The sequence below is a fragment of the Paraburkholderia bengalensis genome (genome assembly GCF_037126505.1).
Classification (GTDB): Bacteria; Pseudomonadota; Gammaproteobacteria; order Burkholderiales; family Burkholderiaceae; genus Paraburkholderia; species Paraburkholderia bengalensis.
The window spans coordinates 57,907-82,044 of sequence record NZ_JACFYJ010000031.1; the positions used below are offsets into that span (position 1 = coordinate 57,907).

Here is a 24,138-nt window from a genome sequence, read left to right on the forward strand (position 1 = left end):
GCGCGGCGTGCGCTGGCAACGTGCCGCGCTGCACAGCGCGGCAGAGCAGTTGCGCGAGATGAACGCCGATGCCATGTCGGCCGGCCTCGCCACGGGTCGCGGGCAGCGCCTCGCCTTCATCGCGCAGGACGCACTGCCGCCCGGCACCGCGTACGAAGCGCACATTGCCGCGACGGGCTGCGTGCCGACGCGCCACAACCTGCACGATTTTTTCAACGCGCTGATGTGGTTCCAGTTTCCGCGCATCAAGGCGGCGCTGACGGCGCGCGGCTCGGCGGCCGTCGATGCGCTGGGCGTCGGTCCGACGCGCGGCGGCACGCGCGACGCGCTCACGCTATTCGACGAGAACGCCGTGCTGTTCGCCTGCGCGGACCCGGCGCTGAGCGCCGCGCTGCGGGCGTTCGACTGGAAGACGCTGTTCATCGATCACCGGGCCGCGTGGGACGAGCGGTGCGAAGTGCGCTGTTTCGGGCATGCGTTGCTGGAGAAGCTCGTTGCGCCGTACAAGGCCTGCACCGCGCATGCATGGATCGTCGGCGTGCCTTCGGCGTACTTCATGTGGACGCGTGCCGCACGCGATGCCTATCTCGACGAAACGGTGGGGCGGGCGCTGCTCGACGGCGCCGGATTCAGCAGCCAGATGTTCGCGCCGCTTCCCGTGCTCGGCATTCCGGGCTGGTGGGCGGAGAACGGCACGCCGTCGTTTTACGACGATGCGTCCGTGTTTCGCAGCGGGCGCCGGTCGCGAACGGGCCCGGATGGTAAAATCGCCGCCAGCAAAGCAGGCCAGGCAGTCGCGGCTTCGACGGTTTCGGCCGGCGAGGGCGAGGAAAGTCCGGACTCCACAGGGCAGGGTGATGGCTAACGGCCATCCGTGGCGACACGCGGAACAGGGCAACAGAAAGCAAACCGCCGATGGCCCGGCGCAAGCCGGGATCAGGTAAGGGTGAAACGGTGCGGTAAGAGCGCACCGCGGCTGCGGCGACGCAGACCGGCACGGTAACCTCCACCCGGAGCAATTCCAAGTAGGCAGGCGCGCATCTTCGCGATGCAGGACGGGGCCCCCGTCTCGTCTGCGGGTAGGAAGCTTGAGCGCGTCAGCAATGGCGCGCCTAGAGGAATGGCTGCCACGCGTGGCGCGCTTTCGGGCGCGTCGCGTGCACAGAATCCGGCTTATCGGCCTGCTTTGCCGCTCAAACGACAAATGCCGGCGTCCGTGTGGACGCCGGCATTTTCTTTTTCGATGCGCCGATGCGCTGCGGCTTTACTCGGCGACGATGTCGAACGAATGCGTGAGTTCGGCCGTCTTCGCGATCATGATCGACGCCGAGCAGTACTTGTCGTGCGACAGATTGATCGCGCGCTCGACCGTCGACGGATTCAGGTTCTTGCCCGTCACCGTGAAGTGAAAGTGGACCTTCGTGAATACCTTCGGGTCTTCGCTTGCGCGTTCGGCTTTCAGCGTCACCGAGCAGCCGGAAATTTCCTGGCGGCTCTTTTTCAGGATCATCACGACGTCATACGCCGTGCAGCCGCCCGTGCCGAGCAGCACCATTTCCATCGGGCGCGGCGCCAGATTGCGACCGCCGCCTTCCGGCGCGCCGTCCATTGCAACGAGGTGGCCGCTGCCCGTCTCGGCGGCGAACGCCATGCCGTCCTGACCCATCCAGCTGACTTTGCATTCCATGCTTGTGCTCCGGCTTCCAGGCTTGAATTCGAAAAACGCATTGTAGCCCGGCGGATGATGGCTCGCCCGAAGCGACACTGCCCGAGGATTATGCCGGCCGGGGATGGTATGTTGCGCTGCCGCATGTGCTGTGCATTAGGGATAGCCCCAGCGTTCGCAGGAGTGTTGCGCCTAGGCCACCGCCAGCGGTATTTGCAGAAGATAGTCTATCTACCTGTTTTATAAGCGGTTTTATTCTTGCTGATATACCGGTTGGCAATTGCGTATTATGAAATTGAATTTCACATCGCAAATGCTCTTGCGTTGCACAAGCCGCTTCCCTATAATCTGCTCATTGGTTGTCGCAGTTCGGCAACCTCCGCATGTCTCCTCCACCCTCCTCCTAAGGTGGATTAAGCCCGAACCGCTAGTTCGGGCTTTTTTTCGTCCCTGCTCCATGCGGCTTCGCATCTTTTGACTCCCTGACGCAAAATCCTTTATAATCATCAGCTTTTCCGCATTCGTGCCCGCGGAGGAAGAACAGGGAGAGCCTGCACGCGCCTCGATGCGCAACGACAAGCAGGAAAAAACACAGGGCGCAGCACTATTTTTTTGGATCGATCATGAAGACGTTTTCCGCAAAAGCCCATGAGGTGACGCGTGAATGGTTTGTGATTGACGCGACGGATAAAGTTCTCGGCCGTGTCGCCAGCGAAGTGGCACACCGTCTTCGCGGCAAGCACAAGCCTGAATTCACTCCGCACGTCGACACCGGTGATTTCATCATCGTTATCAACGCCGGCAAGCTGAAGGTCACGGGCAACAAGACCACGGACAAGAAGTACTACCGCCACTCGGGCTACCCGGGCGGTATCTATGAAACGACATTCGGCAAGATGCAGGAACGCTTCCCGGGCCGCGCGCTCGAGAAGGCGGTCAAGGGCATGCTGCCGAAGGGCCCGCTCGGCTACGCGATGATCAAGAAGCTGAAGGTCTACGCAGACGCAACGCATCCGCACTCGGCACAACAGCCGAAGGCGCTCGAGATCTAAGGGGAGCCCACATGATCGGTAACTGGAATTACGGTACGGGCCGCCGCAAGAGCGCCGTTGCTCGTGTCTTCATCAAGGCAGGCAAGGGCGACATCGTCGTCAACGGCAAGCCCATCGCTGACTACTTCTCGCGCGAAACCTCGCTGATGATCGTGCGTCAGCCGCTGGAACTCACGAACCACGCTTCGACGTTCGACATCAAGGTCAACGTGTCGGGCGGCGGTGAAACGGGTCAAGCAGGCGCGGTTCGCCACGGCATCACGCGCGCGCTGATGGACTACGACGCAACGCTGAAGCCGGCGCTGTCGAACGCAGGCTTCGTGACGCGTGACGCACGTGAAGTCGAGCGTAAGAAGGTCGGTTTCCACAAGGCACGTCGCCGCAAGCAGTTCTCGAAGCGTTAATCGTTTCGGGCTGGCTCTGTTTCGTGCAGAGCCTGCTGCAGAAAGCCGCCGACGCAGATGCGAAGGCGGCTTTTCTATTTGCGGCTGCCGATTCCGCCGTACGGACACACCGCAGACAGATGCACGGGAACGCGGTTGACACCCGCCATTCCCATCGGGCACCGCGCCTAAGAACCTATTGATTTCATGGGCTTCAGCACGATATCGGGAAGAGCAATACAATAGCGTTTAGAAGCTATTTTGGAGAGTTCGCATGGACGCAGTGACCGACACCCCCGTGACCGAGATGCCGGGCCCGTTCGTCTTTACCGACGCAGCGGCCGAAAAGGTCAAGCAACTGATCGAAGAAGAAGGCAACCCGGAGCTGAAACTGCGCGTGTTCGTGCAGGGTGGCGGCTGCTCGGGTTTCCAGTATGGCTTTACGTTCGACGAAGAAGTCAACGAAGACGACACCGTCATGAACAAGAGCGGCGTCCAGTTGCTGATCGACTCGATGAGCTACCAGTACCTGGTTGGCGCCGAGATCGACTACAAGGACGACATCAACGGTGCGCAATTCGTGATCAAGAACCCGAACGCCACGACCACCTGCGGTTGCGGTTCGTCGTTCTCGGTTTGATCTACGGCGTACTTCGCGCAAGTTGCAGCAAAAACGGGGCTTCGGCCCCGTTTTTTTATGTTCGCCGCAAGGCTTGAGTGCGCTTCGTCTCAGCGCGGATAGATCGCGCCGAGCACGCGTTCGTCGGAGGCGCCTGTCACCGACGGCAAATTCCCCGGCTCGCGCGCCACGCAGCGCATCGCGAGCCACGCGAACGCCAGCGGCTCGACCTGATGCGGCGGCACGCCAAGCGCTTCCGTCGTCATCACGGGTACGCCGCTGCAGCCGCTTTCCGTCAGCGCGCCTTGCAGCGCTTTCATGATCTCCGGATTTCGCGCGCCGCCGCCGCACACATAGACGGCCTTGCAATCGGGCGCATGTCGCTCGATCTCGCGCGCGACGGTCACGGCCGTCAGCGCGACGAGCGTCGCTTGAACATCGGCGGGACTAACGTCGGCGAACCCTTGCAGCCGGGCGTCGAGCCATTCGGCGTTGAAAAGATCGCGGCCCGTGCTCTTCGGCGGTTGCGCCTCGAAAAACGGCTCGTCGAGAAACGCGTTCAGCAACGGGCGATGCACCTGACCCGACGCCGCAAACTGGCCGTTTTCGTCGAAAGACTTGCCCAGATGCCGCTGCGCCCATTCGTCGAGCAGCGCGTTGGCTGGCCCGCAATCGAAGCCGCGTACGGCGCCGTTCGCCGACAAAATCGTGATATTGCTGATCCCGCCCAGATTGCAGACCACGCGCGTCTCGTTCTTCGCCCCGAACACCGTCGCGTGGAAAGCGGGAACGAGCGGCGCGCCCTGGCCGCCCGCGGCGACGTCGCGGCTGCGGAAATCGGCGATCACGTCGATGTGCGTCATTTCGGCCAGCAGCGACGGGTTGTTGATCTGCCGCGTGTAACCCTTCTCGGGCCGATGCCGCACCGTCTGGCCGTGCACGCCGATCGCGCGGACCTCGGCGGCGGACAGGTTGCCCGCGCGCAGCAGTTCGTGACAGCACACCGTGTAGCGCGCGGCCAGCGCATTGGCCGCAAGCGCTTCTCGTTCGATTTCATTGTCGCCGGGTTGCTGAAGCGCGAACAGCGCGTCGCGCAGCCCCTCCGAAAAGCCGACGAACGCCTGCGACCGTACGACGGGCGCCTTGCCCTTCGCGAATTCGACGGCCACGCCGTCTACGCCGTCCATGCTCGTGCCCGACATCAAGCCGAGATACACGCCGTCTGCGCTGTCTTTGGCCACGCTTTGCTCCTCTCATCGTCGTTCATTGCGCGTCGGGGACATGCTGGCGCGCGGGTGACGTCGATTGTCGCTCATCGATGCAGCGCGAAACAACCGTCGAACGTTCGCGCCCCGACCGGAAAAAGCGCTGTGGCGAACCCCGTTGCGCCGCGAATTGGCGGCGTTTCGCGCGAGATCGGGGCGCAATGCGCCGCAACTATGGGACAATCTCCCTTTTTGCGATCTCCCGTTCCAGCATGAGCACCGAGTCCACCGCCAAGCCCAATTCCGCCTACCCGATCACCGACGAAGTCCGCCACGCGCTCGAAGTCACGAAGCGCGGCGTCGATGAACTGCTGATCGAAGAGGAGTTCGCGCAAAAGCTCGCGAAAAGCGCCGCGACGGGCACGCCGCTGCGCATCAAGCTCGGTCTCGATCCTACGGCGCCCGACATCCACATCGGCCACACCGTCGTGCTGAACAAGATGCGCCAGCTCCAGGACCTCGGCCACACGGTAATTTTTCTGATCGGCGATTTCACGTCGCTGATCGGCGATCCTTCCGGCCGCAACGCGACGCGCCCGCCGCTCACGCGCGAGCAGATCGAATCGAACGCGAAGACGTATTTCGAGCAGGCCGCGCTCGTGCTCGATCGCGAAAAAACGGAAATCCGCTACAACAGCGAATGGTCGATGCCGCTCGGCGCCGACGGCATGATCAAGCTTGCGTCGCGCTACACGGTCGCGCGCATTCTGGAGCGCGAAGACTTCACCAAGCGCTTCCAGAGCGGCGTGCCTATTTCGATCCACGAATTCCTGTACCCGCTGATGCAGGGTTACGACTCCGTTGCGCTGAACGCCGACCTCGAACTCGGCGGCACGGATCAGAAGTTCAATCTGCTGGTCGGCCGCGAACTGCAAAAGCAGTACGGCCAGGAGCAGCAGTGCATTTTGACCATGCCGCTGCTCGAAGGGCTCGACGGCGTCGAGAAGATGTCGAAGTCGAAGGGCAATTACGTCGGCATCAGCGAAAAGCCGAACGATATGTTCGGCAAACTCATGAGCATTTCCGACGTGCTGATGTGGCGCTACTTCGAGCTGCTGTCGTTCCGTCCGATGAGCGAGATCGAAGGCTTCAGGCGCGAAATCGAAGGCGGGCGTAATCCGCGCGATTTCAAGGTCATGCTGGCGCAGGAAATCGTCGCGCGTTTTCACTCGCAAGCCGACGCCGAACGCGCGCTCGAAGACTTCAACCACCGCGCGAAGGGCGGCGTGCCGGACGACATTCCGTCGGTGACGCTCGCGGGCGCACCGCTCGCGATCGGACAACTGCTGAAGCAGGCGGGGCTCGTGCCGTCGACGAGCGAAGCGCTGCGCAACATCGAGCAAGCCGGCGTGAAGATCGACGGCACGACGGTGACGGACAAGGGCCTGAAGGTCGAAGCGGGCGAGTTCGTCGTGCAGGTGGGCAAGCGCCGCTTCGCGCGCGTGACGCTGACGGCATGACGTTCCGCGAGTCTTCGCGCGTGGCGCGGTGGCGGGAGGTCGCATGATCGCGCTGATTCAACGCGTGCGGCGCGCGGAAGTGCGCGTGGGCGACCGCGTGACGGGCGCGATCGATGCGGGCCTGCTCGCGCTGGTCTGCGCCGAGCGCGGCGACACCGATGCTATCGCCGACAAACTGCTCGCCAAAGTACTCGGCTATCGCGTGTTCAGCGACGCAGCGGGCAAGATGAACCTGTCCGTGCAGAACATCGACGGCGAGGGGCGCACGGGCGGCTTGCTGCTGGTGTCGCAATTCACGCTCGCCGCCGATACGAACAGCGGCCTGCGCCCGAGCTTCACGCCCGCCGCGCCCCCCCGACGAGGGCAAGCGCCTGTTCGATTACCTTGTCGCGGCGGCACGGTCGAAGCATTCCATCGTCGAAACGGGCGAGTTCGGTGCGGAGATGCAGGTTTCGCTGGTCAACGACGGCCCGGTCACATTCTGGCTGCAGACGCGCCCATAACGCTCGCCATCGAGGTTTTCCACGCCGATTTCATGGCTACACAAGTTCTCCTCATCCGACACGGCGAAACCGACTGGAACCGCATCAAGCGGATTCAAGGGCACATCGACATTCCGCTCGCGACGAGCGGCGTCGAGCAGGCGCAGCGTCTCGCCGAACGTTTCGCGCGCGAGGCGCAAGCGGGGGCGAGGCTCGATGCGATCTATTCGAGCGACCTGTTGCGCGCGCAGCAAACGGCGCGGCCTTTCGCCGATGCGCTTGGTTTGCCGTTGCAGCTGCGAGAGGGCTTACGCGAGCGCAACTATGGCGCGTTCCAAGGGCACGACAGCGACGAGATCGCGCTGCGTTTTCCCGACGAATACGCACAATGGCAGACGCGCAATCCTGGTTTTTCGCCGCCTGAGGGCGAATCGCAGCGGGTGTTCTATCACCGCGTGCTGCATGCAATCGAGCCCATCGTTGCCGCGCATCCGAATGGCCGGATCGCGCTTGTCGCGCACGGCGGCGTGTTGGACTGCGTGTATCGCTTCGCGAACGGTTTGCCGCTCGACGCGCCCCGCACATACGCGCTACTGAATACTAGCGTCAATGCGGTCGATTTCGATGGCGGTCACGCGACGGTCGTGTCGTGGGCCGATGTCGCGCATCTGGACGGCCATTCCGCCGACGACAGTTTCAAGAAAACGCCCGCAGTGCGGCGTTGAATCCGATCGGCGCGGCGTCGCTTTTGAGAACGCCGCGCTTTTCGCTTCTTGCTTCTTAACTGATGAACACAGCCGCTTAGCTCGGCTCGGAATCCCACAAATTGCGGACCGGGCTCGCCGAATCCGGCGCGGCCAAGCCGAAGTGCCGATAGGTCAACAGCGTCGCGACCCGTCCGCGCGGCGTGCGCTGCAAGAAACCTTGCTGGATCAGATACGGTTCGAGCACGTCTTCGATCGTATCGCGCTCCTCGCCGATCGCGGCCGCGAGATTGTCGACGCCCACGGGACCGCCATCGAACTTGTGCAGGATCGCTTCGAGCAGCTTGCGGTCCATCAGATCGAAGCCGACGGGATCGACGTCGAGCATCTTGAGCGCGGCGTCCGCCACCTTTGCGGTGATGTTGCCATCCGCCTTCACTTCGGCGTAGTCGCGTACGCGGCGCAGCAGCCGGTTTGCGATACGCGGCGTGCCGCGCGAGCGCTTCGCGATTTCCAGCGCGCCTTCGGGATGAATCTGCGCACCCAGCAGCGACGCCGAACGGCTCACGATGCGCGCCAGTTCCTCGGCGTTATAGAACTCCAGCCGCGCGACGATACCGAAACGGTCGCGCAACGGATTGGTCAGCATGCCCGCGCGCGTGGTCGCGCCGACCAGCGTGAAAGGCTGCAGATCGAGCTTCACGCTGCGCGCCGCCGGGCCTTCGCCGATCATGATGTCGATCTGATAATCCTCCAGCGCCGGGTACAGGATTTCCTCGACGACGGGCGACAGCCGGTGAATTTCGTCGATGAACAGGACGTCGTTGGCTTCGAGGTTGGTCAGCAGCGCGGCGAGGTCACCTGCGCGCTCCAGCACAGGGCCGGACGTTTGCCGCAGATTGACGCCCATTTCGCGCGCGATGATGTGCGCGAGCGTGGTTTTGCCGAGACCCGGCGGGCCGAACAGCAGCACGTGATCCAGCGATTCGGAACGGCGCTTGGCCGCCTCGATGAAGATTTCCAGCTGGCCGCGCACCTTTTCCTGGCCGACGTATTCGTCGAGCTGGCGCGGGCGCAATGCGCGCTCGAACGCTTCCTCGTTCGGCGAAACGGGCGTGGCGGCGATGATGCGTTCGGCGGCGAGTTTGTCGTGTTCGATCATGCGGCAATTGTACCGCGCGACAACCCTTCGCAAAGCTGGCCGAACGGCCAGGGTGCGTACGAATGAGCGGCGTGCGAAGCTTCACGCATCGCCGCTCGTGCAACGCCGCTCAGGCCTTCGACAGCGCCTTCAACGCGAGCTTGATGCCCTCGGAAACGCCTGTGCCCGCCGGCACGTTCTTGATGGCCGCGAGCGCTTCTTTTTCGGAGTAACCCAATGCCAGCAATGCATTCAGGATGTCGGACGCGTGATCGGATTGCGACGCGGCGCTCGCCATTGCGCCCAGGTCGGCGCCGAGCTTGCCCTTCAGTTCGAGCAGGAGCCGCTCGGCCGTTTTCTTTCCGATGCCCGGCACGCGCGTGAGGCGCGCGGCGTCCTGCATCGTCACCGTCTGCGACAGTTCCTGCACGCTCATGCCGGACAGCACGGCCAGCGCCATGCGCGCGCCGATGCCCGTGATCTTTAACAATTCGCGAAACGTCGAGCGCTCTTGCGGCGTGAGAAAGCCGTATAGCAGGTGCGCGTCTTCACGCACGATCATCTGCGTGAGCAACACGACCTTCTCGCCGGTGCCGGGCAGGTTGTAGAACGTGCTCATCGGCACGTCGACTTCGTAGCCGACGCCGTTGCAGTCGATCAGAAGGTGAGGCGGGTTCTTTTCCAGCAGGACGCCGGCGATGCGACCGATCATGGCGGGTTCGTACTATCAGGGGAAAGCGCGAGTGTAGCGCAGCGTGGTGGGCTTTCGTGCGCCGGTTCTGACAGGTGTAGGCGCGCGGCCGATTGACTAGGCCGCTTGGGCTCCATACACTGAGATCCCTTTTGGACGTTCCGCAACTCGCCAAGGGGTCTTCGATGCTCAGTCTCACCACGCTCGCGCTGTTCTCAGGCGCGTGTCTCGCACTTACCGCCACGCCAGGTCCCGATATGCTGCTGATCGCTTCCCGCAGCGTCAGCCAAGGGAGCGCCGCGGGTTTTGCGTCGCTTGCCGGCATCCTTGTCGGCACCTATTGCCACGCGCTGGCTGCAGCGCTTGGTCTGTCACAGTTGTTTCTTGCTGCACCAATGGCCTACCACATGGTGCGCTTCACAGGCGCGGCCTATTTGCTCTATCTCGCGTGGAAGACATTGCGCTCAGAGGGCACCGTGCTTGCACCGAACACATCGATGCGACGCTATCCCATCGGCAGAATTTTCAGGCAAGGGTTGTTCACGAACCTGCTCAATCCTAAAGTCGCGCTGTTCGTGCTCGCGCTGTTTCCACAGTTCGTGAAACCGGAAGCGGGATCGGTCGCTGTACAGATCATGTTGCTTGCGACCGTGCTGAACGTGATCGGGTTTTTCGTCAATGGCAGTGTGATCCTGCTGGCCAGCAGGCTGAGCCGGAAGCTGATCAGCGGCAAGCGTGCGTCGCGTTGGCCTCAGTATCTGCTCGGATCTGTCTTCGCCGGCCTGGCGTGCCGGCTGGCTTTGGCAGGGCGACGCTGACGTCGCCTGAAGGCGTCTAACCCACCAACCGCCCGCGCCGCACCCGCAGCCCCTTCTTCGCCAGTGCCGGCGCAATGCCGCCCAGCGTGCTCAACGTGCCACCGCCATGCGCATGACAGATCGCCATGCCGAGCGCATCGGCGGCATCTGTGGATGGAATGCCCGAGAGGCACAGCAACCGCACGACCATCTGCTGCATCTGCTCTTTCGTTGCGCGTCCGTAGCCGACCACGGCCTGTTTCAATTGCAAAGCCGTGTATTCGGCGACGGGCACGCCGCCCGCCACCAGCCCGCAAATTGCCGCGCCGCGCGCCTGGCCGAGCAACAGGGTGGACTGCGGGTTGACGTTCACGAACACCTTTTCGATCGCCGCCTGATCGGGTGCATGCTGGCGGATCAGCGTCGAAATGCCTTCGAAGATAGTACCGAGGCGCGTGGGCAGATCGGCATCGGCGGTCTTGATGACGCCGCTCGTCACGTAAGTCAGCTGATGACCGGACTGGTCGATCACGCCAAAACCAGTGACGCGCAAGCCTGGGTCGATGCCGAGAATTCTCATATGTGCGGTGCGTGTTCAGTGCCTGCGATACTACAACGGCACACCGTCAAACGCGATATGCAAAACGGCCCGGCAGTTGCGCACTGCCGGGCCGTTTCTAAGCGTGTTGAAGCCGATCAGTGACGGAAGTGTCGAACGCCCGTCACGACCATCGCGATGTTGTGCTCGTCGGCGGCGGCGATCACTTCGTCGTCGCGCATCGAGCCGCCAGGCTGGATCACGCACGTCGCGCCCGCGTTCACGACCACGTCGAGACCGTCGCGGAACGGGAAGAAAGCGTCCGACGCCACGGCCGTGCCCGACAGCGTGAGGCCCGCGTTCTGCGCCTTGATGCTCGCGATGCGCGCCGAGTCCACGCGGCTCATCTGGCCCGCGCCGACGCCCATCGTCATGCCGTTCGCACAGAACACGATCGCGTTCGACTTGACGAACTTCGCGACGCGCCACGCGAACAGCAGGTCGTCCATTTCCTTCGGCGTCGGGTGACGCTTCGTGACGACGCGCAGTTCATGCGGCTGCACGTTTTTCGCATCGAGCGATTGCACCAGCAGCCCGCCGCCCACGCGCTTCAGGTCGAACGCGTTGTGGCCGTCGCCCAGCGCGATTTCGAGCAGACGCACGTTCTGCTTCGCGGCGAACACCTGCTTCGCGGCTTCGCTGAACGACGGCGCGATCAGCACTTCGACGAACTGCTTCGCCACCGCCTGTGCCGCCGCTTCGTCCACTTCGCGGTTGAACGCGATGATGCCGCCGAATGCCGAGGTCGGATCGGTCTGGAACGCCTTCGAATACGCTTCGTGCGCGTTCGCGCCGACGGCCACGCCGCAAGGGTTCGCGTGCTTGATGATCACGCAGGCGGGCGCGTCGAACGTCTTCACGCATTCCCACGCGGCGTCCGAATCGGCGATGTTGTTGTACGACAGTTCCTTGCCCTGCAACTGGCGATAGTTCGCGAGCGCGCCGGCGGGCACCGAAATGTCGCGATAGAACGCGGCGCTTTGGTGCGGGTTTTCGCCGTAGCGAAGATCCTGCACCTTGTCGAACGCCATGTTCAGCGTGGCGGGATACGTGTTGCGGTCGCGGTGCTGCAGTTCTTCCGTGAGGCTCGTCAGGTAGTTCGTGATCGCGCCGTCGTACTGCGCGGTGTGCGCGAATACCTTGGTCGCGAGGCGGAAGTTGGTCTTGTAGCCGACCGTGTTGCCGTTCGCGCGCATTTCGTCGAGCACGCTCGCGTAGTCGGCGGGATCGACCACGACGGTGACGTCGCGATGATTCTTCGCCGCCGAGCGCAGCATGGTCGGGCCGCCGATATCGATATTCTCGATCGCGTCTTCCAGCGAGCACTCTTCCTTCGAGATCGTCTGCACGAACGGGTACAGGTTCACGACGAGCAGATCGATGGTCGGGATGTCGTGCTTTTCGAGCGCGGCCATGTGTTCGGGCAGATCGCGGCGGGCGAGAATGCCGCCGTGCACCTTGGGGTGCAGCGTCTTCACGCGCCCATCCAGCATTTCCGGAAAGCCCGTGTAGTCGGCCACTTCGGTGACGGAAAGGCCGGCGTCCGCGAGCAGTTTCGCGGTGCCGCCCGTCGACAGGATCTTGACGCCGAGGTCCGACAGCGATTTCGCGAAATCGACGATGCCGGACTTGTCGGAAACGGAGATGAGCGCTTGCTTGATCATGATGGGAAGAAAAGCCGATGAAAGGCGTGGCAGGGCGCCGAGACTACAGCAGGCCGTGCTGTTGCAGTTTCTTGCGCAGCGTATTGCGGTTGATGCCGAGATACTCGGCGGCCAGCGACTGGTTGCCGCCGGCCTGCTCGAGCACCACCTCGAGCAACGGTTTCTCGACGCACGAAATCACCATGTCGTAGACGTCGTGCGGATTGGAGCCGTCGAGATCCTGGAAGTACATCCCCAGGCTATCGCGGACACATTGTTCGATATTGTGCTTGCTCATGCTGCTAATCGGTCGGTTTGATCCTGCTCACCGTTGTTGTTGACTTCGTTGTCGACGTACACGAGGCGGTCCGAAATCGCCTTTTGCGCGTCGAAGAATTCGTTGACGGCGAGCAGTTGTTCGCGCGTCGTGTCCAGCGTATTCATGCGGTGGCGGAACACGTTGGCGCCGGAAAGGCCGCGAGTGTACCAGCCGATGTGCTTGCGCGCAGTCCGAACGCCCGTAAATTCGCCGTAGAACGCGTAGTGATCTTCCAGGTGTTCGTTCATCACCTGCTGGATCTCGTCGACACGCGGCGCCTCCATCAGCTCGCCCGTGCGCAGGAAATGCTCGATCTCGCGGAACAGCCAAGGCCGGCCCTGAGCTGCACGGCCGATCATGATCGCGTCGGCGCCCGTTGCCGCCAGTACCTCGCGCGCCTTGTACGGCGACGTTATGTCGCCGTTCGCCACCACGGGAATCTTCACCGATGCCTTCACGGCGGCGATCGTCTCGTACTCCGCTTCGCCGTGATACAGGTCGGCGCGCGTGCGGCCGTGCACGGTCAGCATCGAAATGCCCGATTGTTCGGCGATGCGCGCCACGTTCAGCGCGTTCTTGTTCTCGCGGTTCCAGCCGGTACGGATTTTCAGTGTGACGGGCACGGCATCCGGCCCGACGCCGACGGCGCCAACCACGGCCTCGACGATCTGTTGCACGAGCGGCTCGTTCTGCAGCAACGCCGAACCGGCGGCGACGTTGCAGACCTTCTTGGCGGGGCAGCCCATGTTGATGTCGATGATCTGTGCGCCGTTGGCGACGTTGTAGCGGGCGGCTTCCGCCATCGTCTGCGGGTCGGCGCCCGCGATCTGCACGGCGATCGGCTCGACTTCGCCCGCGTGATTGGCGCGGCGCATCGTCTTTTCGCTTTTCCACAGCTGCGCGTTCGACGCAACCATTTCCGACACCGCATAACCCGCGCCCATGCGCTTGCAGAGCTGGCGGAACGGCCGGTCGGTCACGCCCGCCATCGGGGCGACGAACAGGTTATTGCGCAGAGTATGGGAGCCGAGAGTGGGCATGGCGGAAACGGCGGCAAGGAGCCCCGCGCCTGGTTGGAAATGGCGCGCGGCACGAACCGCAAAATACGAGGGAAAACCGCTATTTTAGCGTTAACGCGCTCGGCCAGACCGAACGGCGTCTGAGCTAACTCATTAAATCTTCTATGAAAGTGGCCGCATTCATAGAACGGCGGCCACTGTGGCGCGATTTTTTCGCGCTTACCGGCGCTGCCCGAACATCATCTGACGCGCGAGCGCCGTCTTGACGGGCGGCACGAATTCGAGCGCGGTGAGCGCGAGGCCGCGCAGCGTCGCGAGCGGCGGAAAATCGATCGTGAAGAGGCGCGCGAGCATGTCCGTGGCGCCGATCGTCATGCGCCGGTCGAGCGCGCGGCGTTGCGCGAAGGCGACCAGCGCGCTGCGCGTCGCGCCGTAGTGCGAGATCGCGTCGGCGAGCGCGTGCGCGTCGCGCAGCCCGAGATTCAGGCCTTGACCCGCAACGGGATGCAGCGTCTGCGCAGCATTGCCGATCGCGACCACGCTGCCTTTGACCAGCGTATCGACGGTATTCAGGCCGAGCGGGAACGCTGCGCGCCCCTTGATCTGCGTGAAGCGGCCCATCCGGTCGCCGAACTCGGCGCCGAGTTCGCGCAGAAACGCGTCGTCCGGCAATTGGGCACGGCGCGCCGCTTCGCCCGGCGCGCAGCACCAGACGAGCGCATAGTCCGCGCCCCGCACGCCGCCCGTCGGCAGCAGCGCGATGGGACCTTGCCGCGTAAAGCGCTCCCACGCGACATGCGGCTGCGGCGCGGACATCGTCACCGTGCCGACCAGCGCCGTCTGACCGTAATCGCGCGTTTCGCCCGGCCCTGCCTGCTGTTCGCCGAACAGACCGCCCTCGGCGCTCACCAGAATCCGCGTGCGCAGCGTGCGCGTCACGTGCGCGCTTTCGATCGGCAGCAGCACGCCTTCGTCGTTTTCGAGCTGCTGAGGCGTCTGGGCCTTCGTCGACTTGAACCAGTGCACGGGCGTCGCGCGCACGGCTTCGGCGAGCGCATGGACGATCGAGCCGTAGCGCAATACATAGCCGAGCGCGGGCAGACCGTGCTCGGCGTGATCGATCAGCGTGCGCCCGAAATGGCCGCGCTGCGACACGTGGATGCGCTGGATCGCCGTGGCATCGGCGGGCCAGTTGAGCGGCTCGAGAATCATCCGGCTGCCGTGCGACACGGCGATCGCGCGCGGATCGGCGACCGAATCTTCCGGCTCGCGCGCGTCGATCAGCGCGATGTTCAGCTTCTGCGTCGCGCTTCGCCGCGCGAGCCAGCCCGCGAGCGCGAGCCCGACGGGCCCCGCGCCGACGATCGTCACGTCGTAGTCGAACGGCGCGTGGCTGGCAGTCAAGGCGGGCGCGTCCGACGCCGCGTGGTGGAGGTCGTTCATCTTCTTGTCGTTTCCGTTCGGCTCAGGCGATGCCGGCTTTCTCCCGCATCAGCGCTTCGATCTCGTCGGCATCGACGGGCACGTCGCGCGTGATCAGCTCGCAGCCCGTCGCCGTGACGATCGCGTCGTCCTCGATGCGGATGCCGATGTTCCAGTACTGCTCGGGCACGTCGTCGGCGGCGCGGATGTAGAGGCCCGGCTCGATCGTCAGCGTCATGCCGGGTTTCAGCGTGCGCCACGGCAGCGCGCCGTGTTCGTCGGCGGGCGCGCCGCGCTCGCGATAATCGCCCGCATCGTGCACGTCCATGCCGAGCCAATGGCCCGTGCGATGCATGTAGAAACGCGCGTACGCGCGCTCCTCGATCACTTCGTCGACGCCCGCGAACAGATCGCGATTCAGGATGCCCGTGTCGAGCAGACCTTGCGCGAGCACGCGCACGGCGGCCTGATGCGGCGCGTCGAAGCTCACGCCTGCTTTGGTCGCGTCGACGGCGGCCTGTTGCGCGGCCAGCACGATATCGTAGATTTCGCGCTGCGCGGGCGTGAAGCGGCCGCTCGCGGGAAAGGTGCGCGTGATGTCCGACGCGTAGCCGTCGAGTTCGCACGCCGCGTCGATCAGGATCAGGTCGCCGTCCTGCGCGACGGCATTGCCCGCGGGGTAGTGCAGCACGCACGCGTTCGCGCCCGCCGCGACGATCGAGCCGTACGCGGGCGCCTGCGCGCCATGCTTGCGGAACGTGTAAAGCAACTCGGCTTCGAGTTCGTATTCGCGCACGCCGGGACGGCATGCCGCCATCGCGCGCCGGTGCGCCTGCGCGGAGATCGCGGCGGCGCGGCGCATGATCGACAGTTCGTGCGCGTCCTTGACGAGGCGCATCTCGTCGAGCAACGGCACGAGGTCGTGCACGGCCGACGGCGCGAGCACGCCGCTGCGGCCCTGCGCGCGCACGGCGTCGAGCCATTGGCGCACCTTGCCGTCGAATTCTTCCGACGCGCCGAGCGCGTAGTGCAGCGCCGGCTTGTCCGCGATGATGCGCGGCAGCTGCGTGTCGATCTCGTCGAACGCGAACGCCGCGTCGAAGCCGAACGCCTCGCGCGCGCCTTCAGGACCGAAGCGGAAGCCTTCCCACGTCTCGCGCTCCGCGTTCTTCGCGCGGCAGAACAGGATCGCGGCGGGCTGGTCCGGCTTTGCGCTTGCATCGAGCACGAGGGTCGCCTCGGGCTCGGTGAAGCCGGTCAGATAATAGAAGTAGCTGTCGTGCCGGTAGGGATAGTCGGCGTCGCGATTGCGCAGCACTTCGGGTGCCGTCGGGACGATCGCCACGCCGCCGCCCGTCGCGCGGCAGCGCCTGGAGCACGCGCGCGCGGCGCTGGCGGTAAATGTCGATAGCCGGAGTCAGATCGGTCATGAGTTCGGTCGGCGGTTGATCTTGCTGGATGGACGGCGGCTCGGCGCGCGGCGAAAACGCGCTGGGGCCTGCCGCCGTCATTTTGCGATTGTATCGCCCAACGCAAATCGGTTCCGGACGGGCCGCGCCCGCGCGCGGCGGGGCGGCGGGGTGTGCGATGTGCGCTCGCGCGTGCAGGTCGCGGGTGCCAGGCGGGATGCCGGTCGCGGGTGCCGGCCGGGATGCCGGTCGCGGATTCCGGTCGCGGATGCCGATCCCGGGCGCCCGTCGTGGCCCGCGATCCGCCGCCGCGCGACGCCTGGCCATCCGGCCAGCTAGACCGTCGCGCGTCCGATTGGATATGTTGCAATCTGTCTACAACTGCGCGTGCCAACGGAGCGAAGCGCACGGTGCGAGGCAGGGAAAACCCTCCGGAAAGCGCCAACGCACGTATACTTTCGGCCAATTTCAATAAAGGCAGGATGTGATGAAACTCATCGGTTCGCTGTCGAGCCCATTCGTCCGCAAGGCGCGGGTGGTGCTCGCCGAAAAGAAAATCGACTACAAGCTCGAACTGGAAAATGTCTGGGCTCCCGACACGCACATTCACGACTTCAATCCGATCGGCAAGGTGCCGTGTCTTGTGATGGAAGACGGCGCCGCCGTGTTCGACTCGCGCGTGATCTGCGAATACGTCGATACGCTGTCGCCCGTCTGCAAGCTGATGCCGCAAGCGGGCCGCGAGCGTGTCGAAGTGCGGTGCTGGGAAGCGCTCGCGGACGGCATCATGGACGCCGCCGTGCTGATCCGTCTGGAAGGCGTGTTGCGCGACGAGGAACATCGCAGCGAAACGTGGGTCGCGCGTCAGCGCCACAAGATCGACGACGGCCTGAAGGCGATGGCGCAAGGCCTGGGCTCGAAGGCATGGTGCGCGGGTAATCAGTACACGCTCGCCGACGTGGCCGTGGGCTGCGCGCTCAGCTATCTGGACTTCCGTATGCCGCAGCTGAACTGGCGCGAGCTGCATCCGAATCTCGACAGGCATTATCAGAAACTGTCGCAGCGTCAGTCGTTCATCGACACGCAACTGTCCTGATCCGCTTCCGCCGATCCATCGCGCATCGACTTGCAGCTCGGGTGTCGCGCGGGCCTGAAGGCGTGCCTGGACAGCGAGTGTCAAGAAAGCTTACGATTTCCCCGAAACTGTCTTTCGACATGTTACAAAGCGCCTGCCCGTCAGGCGCTTGCCGTTTGAGCGTCTGCCTGGACGAAACCGCCCGGATGCGTTCGTTGCGCTAGCAGGCATCGAGGACGTCTCGTGCGGTGATCCGCGGTTGCCCCGCGGTTACCCATCAATAACATCCGTCAAAGGGGACGTCCGACGATGAAAACGATCCGTGTCACTCTCGCAGCCGCCGCATGCGGCGTACTCGCCGCCTGTTCGGGCGCGAGCCTCGATCCCAGCTCTCTCGTTCAATCCGGTTCGCAGGCCTTTCAGGCCGCATCGCTGACGGATGCCGACGTGCGCACGCTATCCGACAAGTCGTGCGCGCAGCTCGATTCCGAAAACCGGGTGGCGCCCGCCGGCAGCGCCTACGCGAAGCGCCTGAACAAGATCGCCGCGCAGCTGGGCGACAACATCAACGGCGTGCCCGTCAACTACAAGGTCTACATCACGAAGGACGTCAACGCCTGGGCGATGGCGAACGGCTGCGTGCGCGTTTATAGCGGCCTGATGGACATGATGACGGACGACGAAGTGCGCGGCGTCGTCGGTCACGAGATGGGGCACGTCGCGCTTGGCCATACGAAGAAAGCGATGCAGGTTGCGTATGCAACGTCGGCGCTGCGCTCGGTGGCGTCGTCGGCGGGCGGCATCACGGGGGCGATTTCAGCTTCGCAGCTCGGCGACTTCTCCGAGAAGCTCGTCAACGCCCAGTTCTCGCAGTCGCAGGAATCGGCCGCCGACGACTATTCGTTCGATATCCAGAAGAAGAAGGGCCAGGACCCGTCCGGCCTCGTCAGCGCGTTTAACAAGCTCGCGAAGCTCGATGGCGGCAAGTCGAGCATGCTGAGTTCGCATCCGGCATCGGCGGCGCGCGCGCAGCATATCGAACAGCGGCTCGCGTCGAACAAGTAACGCGGCAAGCGCAAATCAGAAAGCGCGCGTTGGACTCTCATCCAACGCGCGCTTTTTCCTGGCCTTCGCTCAGAGGCGATCAGGCGATCAGGCTATCAGGCGGTCACGGCTTCGAGATCCGGCGCGAACGAATCGCTGCGCGCGACAGGCCAATACTTCTCATACAGCGTATATCGGTAGTTGCCGTTGATCAGATCGTTCGGCTCGAGATACTTCAACAGATCGGACATCAGCCGCACTTCATACGACGACACGCGCCGCACGATGTGATGCGCGCGCAGATCGGCCGGGTGACGCAGGCCCGCCGCCTGGACGATTTCCTGCAGCGCGTGCAGCGTGTTGTGATGGAAGTTGAACACGCGGTCGGATTTGTCGGTGACGATCAGCGCGCGCTGGCGCACCGGGTCCTGCGTCGCGACGCCCGTCGGGCAGCGGCCCGTGTGGCACGTCTGCGCCTGAATGCAGCCGACCGCGAACATGAAGCCGCGCGCCGCGTTCACCCAGTCGGCGCCGATGGCCAGCGTTTTCGCGATATCGAACGCCGTGATCATCTTGCCGCTCGCGCCGACGCGGATCTTGTCGCGCAGCCCGATGCCGACGAGCGTGTTGTGCACGAGCAGCAGCCCTTCCTGCAACGGCACGCCGATGTGATCGGTGAATTCGAGCGGCGCCGCGCCCGTGCCGCCTTCCGCGCCGTCGACTACGATGAAGTCGGGCAGGATGCCCGTCTCCAGCATGGCCTTGGCAATGCCGAAAAATTCCCACGGATGGCCGATGCACAGCTTGAAGCCCGTCGGCTTGCCGCCCGACAGATTGCGCAGCCGCTCGACGAATTCGAGCAGTTCGCGCGGCGTCGAAAATTCGGAGTGCGTGGCGGGCGAGATGCAGTCGCGGCCCATCGGCACGCCGCGCGTTTCGGCGATTTCGGGCGTGATCTTCGCGGCGGGCAACACGCCGCCGTGGCCGGGCTTGGCGCCTTGCGACAGCTTCACTTCGATCATCTTCACCTGCGGCTCGCTTGCCTGCTTCGCGAACTTGTCGGCGCTGAAAGTGCCGTCGTCGTTGCGGCAGCCGAAGTAGCCCGACGCGATCTCCCAGATGATGTCGCCGCCATGCTCGCGGTGATATTTCGACATCGAGCCTTCGCCCGTGTCGTGCGCGAAGTTGCCTTTTTTCGCGCCGAGGTTCAGCGCGCGGATCGCGTTCGCCGACAGCGAGCCGAAGCTCATCGCCGAGATGTTGAAGATCGACATCAAGTACGGCTGCGCGCGGTTCGCGCCGACCGTGACGCGGAAATCGTGGCCGTCGATCTTCGTCGGCACGAGCGAATGGCTGATGAATTCGTGGCCGGCCGCTTTCACGTCGACTTCGGTGCCGTATGGGCGGCTGTCCACTTCGTTCTTCGCGCGCTGATAGACGATGCTGCGTTGCGCGCGAGAGAACGGCTTTTCTTCCGTGTCGTCCTCGACGAAATACTGGCGGATCTCGGGCCGGATGAATTCGAACAGGAAGCGCAGATGGCCCCACAGCGGATAGTTGCGCAGGATCGCGTGGCGCTCCTGCGTCAGGTCGTACAGACCAAGCGCCACGAGCAGCGCGGGCAAGATGATCCACAGCCACGCGATTTGACCGGCTGCCCCAAGCGTCGCGCAGGCCGCGAGCAGCAGGATGGCACCCCACATCGCCAGATAACGTCGAGAAAACATGACAACTCCATTGCAGTGATTTCGCTGCTGCGGATACATGCCGTGGACGTTCGCACCTGTGCTTGCGTCGAAGCGGGCGAGCGGCCATGCAATGGATCGCGCGGCGAGACAGTACGGCGGGTTGTCCACGTCCGGCCGGTTTACATCGGCTTTGCATCGGCGTGCCAGTGGCTTTGCGGTGCGTTGCAGCGGCACGCAGCGGTCAGGCGTTGCGCCCAGGCGCTGCGGCCCGGATCGGGCGCGCATCGCATGACATAAGCCGGGCGGCGGGACAACCGTCGCCCGGAAGATACAACGATCCGTAAATTGATGCAGCGGTATCGGCGGCGACAGGCTCGTGGATCATCGCCGCGAGCCTTTACCGGCAGGTCTCAGCGCGCCGTCAGCAGGGCCGCCTTCTGGGCCTGGCGGGCGACGGGCTGAGCCGTGGCTGCGTGCTCGATGATGCCGCCGCCCAGGCACACGTCGCCGTCGTAGAGCACGGCCGATTGCCCGGGTGTGACGGCCCATTGGGCGTCGGGGAAGTGAAGGGAGAAGAGGGCGTTTCTGTCTGCGCCTTCGACGGCGCCGAACGTGCATGCCGCGTCCGCCTGGCGATAACGCGTCTTCGCCGCGCACGCATGGCCTGCTGCGGGCGCGTGGCCCGCGACCCAGCTCGTGTTGCCCGCCGTCAGCGTATGGCTGAGCAGCCACGGATGGTCGTGTCCTTGCGCGACGTAGAGCGTGTTCGACGGGATGTCCTTGCCCGCGACGAACCACGGTTCGCCGCTGCCGTCCTTGCTGCCGCCAAGGCCGATGCCCTTGCGCTGGCCGAACGTGTAGAACGCGAGGCCGATGTGCTCGCCGACCGTCTTGCCGTCCGTCGTCTTCATCGGGCCGGGCCTGGTCGGCAGATAGCGGTTGAGGAAGTCGCGGAACGGCCGCTCGCCGATGAAGCAGATGCCCGTCGAGTCTTTCTTCTTCGCGTTAGGCAGGCCGATCTGTTCGGCGATCTCGCGCACCTTCGTTTTCGGAATTTCGCCGAGCGGGAAGAGTGTTTTCGACAGTTGCGCCTGGTTCAGCCGGTGCAGGAAGTACGACTGGTCTTTCGTGTGATCGAGCGCCTTGAGCAGTTCGAAGCGGCCGTCGACCTCGCGCACGCGCGCGTAGTGGCCCGTCGCGATGGTTTGCGCGCCGAGCGACATCGCATGATCGAGGAACGCCCTGAACTTGATTTCGGCGTTGCACAGCACGTCCGGGTTGGGCGTGCGGCCCGCCGAGTATTCGCGCAGGAATTCGGTGAACACGCGGTCCTTGTATTCGGCCGCGAAATTGACGGCTTCGACGTCGATGCCGATCAGGTCCGCGACCGACACGACGTCGATCCAGTCCTGACGCGTCGAGCAGTATTCGCTGTCGTCGTCGTCTTCCCAGTTCTTCATGAACAGGCCGACCACGTCGTAGCCCTGTTCCTTCAGCAGCCACGCCGTGACGGACGAATCGACGCCGCCCGACATGCCTACCACTACCTTCTTTTTGCTCATCTGAATCTGCCTACAGCTTTCGTTCGTGCCGAAGCACGCGTTCTATCGGGAGGGCCCGACCGAATGCGTTTGCACGAAGTCGAGCGGGAAACGCCGGCCTGCGAGGTAATCGTCGATACATTGCATCACGAGCGGCGTGCGATGCCGCTCGGGGCACGCGCGCAGTTCGTCGGCGCTCATCCATAGCGTGCGGACGATATCGGGATCGAGCGCGCGGCCTTCAATGCGCGGGCCGCCCGCCGAGCCGCAGTACGTAAAACGCAGATACGTGACGCCGCTCGCCGGGCCATCGACCGTTTCCGGCCGGCTGAAATGCGTCATGTACACACCCACCAGCGCCTCGGGCGTGAACGGCTGCGCCGTTTCTTCGAGCGTTTCGCGGATCACCGCTTGCGCGAGCGATTCGCCCGCTTCCAGGTGCCCGGCGGGCTGGTTCAGACGCAGCCCGGCGGGCGAGTGTTCTTCGACCAGCAAAAAGCGCCCATCGCGCTCGACGACAGCCGCCACCGTCACGTGCGGAGCCCAGGTTTCCGGTTTCATGGGCCGCTATTTTACCGTTTATGGCGCCTGCTTGCCGGCGCCCGGCGAGCAGGCCCTAGCACAGGTCGGTCAAAAAGGCACGGAAAGATGGAAGGATCGCCTTCCTGAATACCGGGATCGTTACCAATTTCGATCTGCCCCTGGACTTCGGTTAAAGTGGACATCGTGGCTGAAGCCCCAGCCGTGCCTTGCCGTTGCACTTGCCCTATTGCATTGCCGGCGTTGCCCTTCGTCGGCGATTCCAGATTTTCATAACAGGATGGTCGAGGAGGATTCACGATGCACATCGGAGTGCCAGCCGAGACGCGGCTGTACGAAACACGCGTCGCCGCGACGCCCGAGACGGTCAGGAAGTACGTGTCGCAGGGCCATAGAGTTACCGTACAAGGCGGCGCAGGAACGGCCGCGAGCTATCCGGACGACGCGTATGCCGCTGCCGGCGCAGAGATCGTCGATGCGCCTACCGCATTCGGCGCAGAGCTCGTTCTCAAGGTTCAAAGCCCCACCGATTCAGAACTCCCGCTTCTTAAACGCGGGTCCGTGCTGGTCGGCATGCTGGAGCCGTTTAATGCCGAAAACGCATCGAAGCTAGCAACGGCGGGCATCACTGCGTTCGCGCTCGAAGCCGCGCCACGCACGACGCGCGCGCAAAGCCTCGATGTACTGTCGTCTCAGGCCAACATCGCGGGCTACAAGGCCGTGTTGCTGGCCGCTGACCTGTACCCGCGCTTCATGCCGATGCTGATGACGGCGGCGGGCACCGTGAAAGCGGCGCGCGTGCTGATTCTGGGCGCGGGCGTCGCGGGCCTGCAGGCCATTGCGACGGCCAAGCGGCTGGGCGCCGTGATCGAGGCGTCGGACGTGCGGCCTGCCGTGAAGGAGCAGATCGAATCGCTCGGCGCGAAGTTTCTCGATGTGCCGTACGAAACCGATGAGGAACGCGAAGCGGCCGTTGGCGTCGGCGGCTACGCGCGGCCGATGCCGCCCTCGTGGCTTACGCGTCAGGCCGCGCTGGTGCACGAGCGCGCCAAGCAGGCCGACATCGTCATCACGACGGCGCTGATTCCCGGCCGTGCCGCGCCAACCTTGATCTCCGTCGATACCGTGCAGGCGATGAAGCCGGGCTCCGTGCTCGTCGACCTCGCGGCGGGACGCGGCCCCGAGCACGAAGGCCAGCGCGGCGGCAACTGTCCGCTGACGGAAGCCGACAAGGTCGTCGTCAAGCATGGCGTGACGATCGCGGGCCATACGAATCTCGCTTCGATGGTCGCCTCGGACGCATCGGCGCTGTACGCGCGCAATCTGCTCGACTTCCTGAAGCTGATCATCACGAAGGAAGGCACGCTCAACATCGATCTCGCCGACGACATCGTCGCGGCCACGCTGCTGGCCCGCGACGGTGAAGTCGCGCGCAAGGCATAAAGAATAGGAGACGGGTGATGGAAGTCATCAACCATACCGTGATCAACCTGATCATTTTCGTGCTGGCGATCTACGTCGGCTACCACGTCGTCTGGAACGTGACGCCGGCGCTGCATACGCCGCTGATGGCCGTGACC

At 64.1% G+C, this 24,138-nt stretch carries 22 protein-coding genes, 1 other RNA gene and 3 pseudogenes; 13 read left to right on the plus strand and 13 right to left on the minus strand.

Annotated features, from left to right (window positions below; genetic code table 11):
* Window positions 1-73 precede the first annotated feature (73 nt).
* Window positions 74-727 (plus strand): annotated as a pseudogene (locus H3V53_RS19530) (DUF3025 domain-containing protein); the annotation flags it as partial.
* Between the two features lie 51 nt (window positions 728-778).
* An RNA gene (rnpB, locus tag H3V53_RS19535) (RNase P RNA component class A) lies at window positions 779-1,192 on the plus strand.
* 72 nt (window positions 1,193-1,264) lie between these two features.
* On the opposite strand, the gene H3V53_RS19540 is transcribed toward rnpB, so the two are convergent.
* On the minus strand, window positions 1,265-1,687 hold the full coding sequence (locus tag H3V53_RS19540; protein WP_336599375.1) for an OsmC family protein: 423 nt from the start codon (window positions 1,685-1,687) through the stop codon (window positions 1,265-1,267).
* Between the two features lie 602 nt (window positions 1,688-2,289).
* On the opposite strand from H3V53_RS19540, the gene rplM reads away from it, so the two are divergent.
* The 3 genes from rplM (at window position 2,290) to erpA (ending at window position 3,741) form a co-directional block, all read left to right on the plus strand.
* Complete coding sequence (gene rplM / locus H3V53_RS19545; protein WP_028371847.1) at window positions 2,290-2,718, plus strand: 50S ribosomal protein L13; 429 nt, start codon at window positions 2,290-2,292, stop codon at window positions 2,716-2,718.
* Window positions 2,719-2,729: 11 nt separating this feature from the next.
* Window positions 2,730-3,122 carry a 30S ribosomal protein S9 gene (rpsI, locus tag H3V53_RS19550; RefSeq protein ID WP_054918981.1) on the plus strand — a complete coding sequence of 131 codons (393 nt, stop codon included), beginning with the start codon at window positions 2,730-2,732 and terminating at the stop codon, window positions 3,120-3,122.
* A gap of 253 nt (window positions 3,123-3,375) precedes the next feature.
* Window positions 3,376-3,741 carry an iron-sulfur cluster insertion protein ErpA gene (gene erpA / locus H3V53_RS19555; RefSeq protein ID WP_336599376.1) on the plus strand — a complete coding sequence of 122 codons (366 nt, stop codon included), beginning with the start codon at window positions 3,376-3,378 and terminating at the stop codon, window positions 3,739-3,741.
* A gap of 89 nt (window positions 3,742-3,830) precedes the next feature.
* On the opposite strand, the gene H3V53_RS19560 is transcribed toward erpA, so the two are convergent.
* On the minus strand, window positions 3,831-4,961 hold the full coding sequence (locus tag H3V53_RS19560) for an anhydro-N-acetylmuramic acid kinase (RefSeq protein WP_054919014.1): 1,131 nt from the start codon (window positions 4,959-4,961) through the stop codon (window positions 3,831-3,833).
* Window positions 4,962-5,197: 236 nt separating this feature from the next.
* Here H3V53_RS19560 and tyrS point away from each other — a divergent pair, with 236 nt between their 5' ends.
* The 3 genes and pseudogenes from tyrS (at window position 5,198) to H3V53_RS19575 (ending at window position 7,652) form a co-directional block, all read left to right on the plus strand.
* Window positions 5,198-6,445, plus strand: a complete 1,248-nt coding sequence (gene tyrS, locus H3V53_RS19565) for a tyrosine--tRNA ligase (RefSeq protein WP_336599377.1) — start codon at window positions 5,198-5,200, stop codon at window positions 6,443-6,445.
* A 43-nt stretch (window positions 6,446-6,488) separates the two neighbouring features.
* Window positions 6,489-6,948 (plus strand): annotated as a pseudogene (gene dtd / locus H3V53_RS19570) (D-aminoacyl-tRNA deacylase).
* A 32-nt stretch (window positions 6,949-6,980) separates the two neighbouring features.
* On the plus strand, window positions 6,981-7,652 hold the full coding sequence (locus H3V53_RS19575; protein WP_336599378.1) for a histidine phosphatase family protein: 672 nt from the start codon (window positions 6,981-6,983) through the stop codon (window positions 7,650-7,652).
* 76 nt (window positions 7,653-7,728) lie between these two features.
* Here H3V53_RS19575 and ruvB read toward each other — a convergent pair whose 3' ends face one another.
* Window positions 7,729-8,793 (minus strand): Holliday junction branch migration DNA helicase RuvB, encoded by a 1,065-nt coding sequence (ruvB, locus tag H3V53_RS19580; protein WP_054918988.1) that lies wholly within the window; start codon window positions 8,791-8,793, stop codon window positions 7,729-7,731.
* Window positions 8,794-8,902: 109 nt separating this feature from the next.
* On the minus strand, window positions 8,903-9,484 hold the full coding sequence (gene ruvA, locus H3V53_RS19585; protein WP_054918990.1) for a Holliday junction branch migration protein RuvA: 582 nt from the start codon (window positions 9,482-9,484) through the stop codon (window positions 8,903-8,905).
* Between the two features lie 164 nt (window positions 9,485-9,648).
* On the opposite strand from ruvA, the gene H3V53_RS19590 reads away from it, so the two are divergent.
* Entirely contained in the window at window positions 9,649-10,281 is a 633-nt protein-coding gene (locus tag H3V53_RS19590) for a LysE family translocator (protein ID WP_336599379.1), read from the plus strand.
* Between the two features lie 16 nt (window positions 10,282-10,297).
* Here the strand turns inward: H3V53_RS19590 and ruvC are convergent, their stop codons facing one another.
* The 6 genes and pseudogenes from ruvC to H3V53_RS19620 form a co-directional block, all read right to left on the minus strand.
* Window positions 10,298-10,840 (minus strand): crossover junction endodeoxyribonuclease RuvC, encoded by a 543-nt coding sequence (gene ruvC / locus H3V53_RS19595; protein ID WP_336599380.1) that lies wholly within the window; start codon window positions 10,838-10,840, stop codon window positions 10,298-10,300.
* Window positions 10,841-10,956: 116 nt separating this feature from the next.
* Complete coding sequence (gene purH, locus H3V53_RS19600) at window positions 10,957-12,522, minus strand: bifunctional phosphoribosylaminoimidazolecarboxamide formyltransferase/IMP cyclohydrolase (RefSeq protein ID WP_054918995.1); 1,566 nt, start codon at window positions 12,520-12,522, stop codon at window positions 10,957-10,959.
* Window positions 12,523-12,565: 43 nt separating this feature from the next.
* On the minus strand, window positions 12,566-12,799 hold the full coding sequence (locus tag H3V53_RS19605) for a Fis family transcriptional regulator (RefSeq protein WP_007587477.1): 234 nt from the start codon (window positions 12,797-12,799) through the stop codon (window positions 12,566-12,568).
* Window positions 12,796-13,860 (minus strand): tRNA dihydrouridine synthase DusB, encoded by a 1,065-nt coding sequence (dusB, locus tag H3V53_RS19610; RefSeq protein WP_336599381.1) that lies wholly within the window; start codon window positions 13,858-13,860, stop codon window positions 12,796-12,798. Before dusB ends, H3V53_RS19605 begins: the two co-directional genes overlap by 4 nt.
* A gap of 198 nt (window positions 13,861-14,058) precedes the next feature.
* Complete coding sequence (locus H3V53_RS19615; protein WP_336599382.1) at window positions 14,059-15,282, minus strand: UbiH/UbiF/VisC/COQ6 family ubiquinone biosynthesis hydroxylase; 1,224 nt, start codon at window positions 15,280-15,282, stop codon at window positions 14,059-14,061.
* A 22-nt stretch (window positions 15,283-15,304) separates the two neighbouring features.
* Window positions 15,305-16,691 (minus strand): annotated as a pseudogene (locus tag H3V53_RS19620) (aminopeptidase P N-terminal domain-containing protein).
* Between the two features lie 463 nt (window positions 16,692-17,154).
* Here H3V53_RS19620 and H3V53_RS19625 point away from each other — a divergent pair.
* Window positions 17,155-17,766, plus strand: a complete 612-nt coding sequence (locus tag H3V53_RS19625; RefSeq protein WP_336599383.1) for a glutathione S-transferase C-terminal domain-containing protein — start codon at window positions 17,155-17,157, stop codon at window positions 17,764-17,766.
* A gap of 288 nt (window positions 17,767-18,054) precedes the next feature.
* The gene (gene loiP, locus H3V53_RS19630; RefSeq protein WP_336599384.1) at window positions 18,055-18,810 is read left to right on the plus strand and encodes a metalloprotease LoiP; all 756 of its coding nucleotides are present in this window, start codon (window positions 18,055-18,057) and stop codon (window positions 18,808-18,810) included.
* A gap of 95 nt (window positions 18,811-18,905) precedes the next feature.
* Here the strand turns inward: loiP and H3V53_RS19635 are convergent, their stop codons facing one another.
* The 3 genes from H3V53_RS19635 to H3V53_RS19645 form a co-directional block, all read right to left on the minus strand.
* Window positions 18,906-20,516: an FMN-binding glutamate synthase family protein gene (locus tag H3V53_RS19635; RefSeq protein WP_336599385.1), complete on the minus strand. Its 1,611-nt coding sequence runs from the start codon at window positions 20,514-20,516 to the stop codon at window positions 18,906-18,908.
* A 371-nt stretch (window positions 20,517-20,887) separates the two neighbouring features.
* Window positions 20,888-22,039 carry a tRNA 2-thiouridine(34) synthase MnmA gene (mnmA, locus tag H3V53_RS19640; RefSeq protein ID WP_336599386.1) on the minus strand — a complete coding sequence of 384 codons (1,152 nt, stop codon included), beginning with the start codon at window positions 22,037-22,039 and terminating at the stop codon, window positions 20,888-20,890.
* Window positions 22,040-22,081: 42 nt separating this feature from the next.
* Complete coding sequence (locus H3V53_RS19645) at window positions 22,082-22,579, minus strand: NUDIX hydrolase (RefSeq protein WP_336599387.1); 498 nt, start codon at window positions 22,577-22,579, stop codon at window positions 22,082-22,084.
* A gap of 279 nt (window positions 22,580-22,858) precedes the next feature.
* Between H3V53_RS19645 and H3V53_RS19650 the strand changes: the two genes are divergently transcribed.
* Together H3V53_RS19650 and H3V53_RS19655 are read left to right on the plus strand one after the other, a co-directional pair.
* A complete protein-coding gene (locus tag H3V53_RS19650) occupies window positions 22,859-24,001 on the plus strand; it encodes a Re/Si-specific NAD(P)(+) transhydrogenase subunit alpha (RefSeq protein WP_336599388.1) in 1,143 nt (380 codons plus the stop codon).
* Window positions 24,002-24,018: 17 nt separating this feature from the next.
* On the plus strand, window positions 24,019-24,138 hold a 120-nt coding region (locus tag H3V53_RS19655; protein ID WP_336599390.1), incomplete at its 3' end, for a proton-translocating transhydrogenase family protein.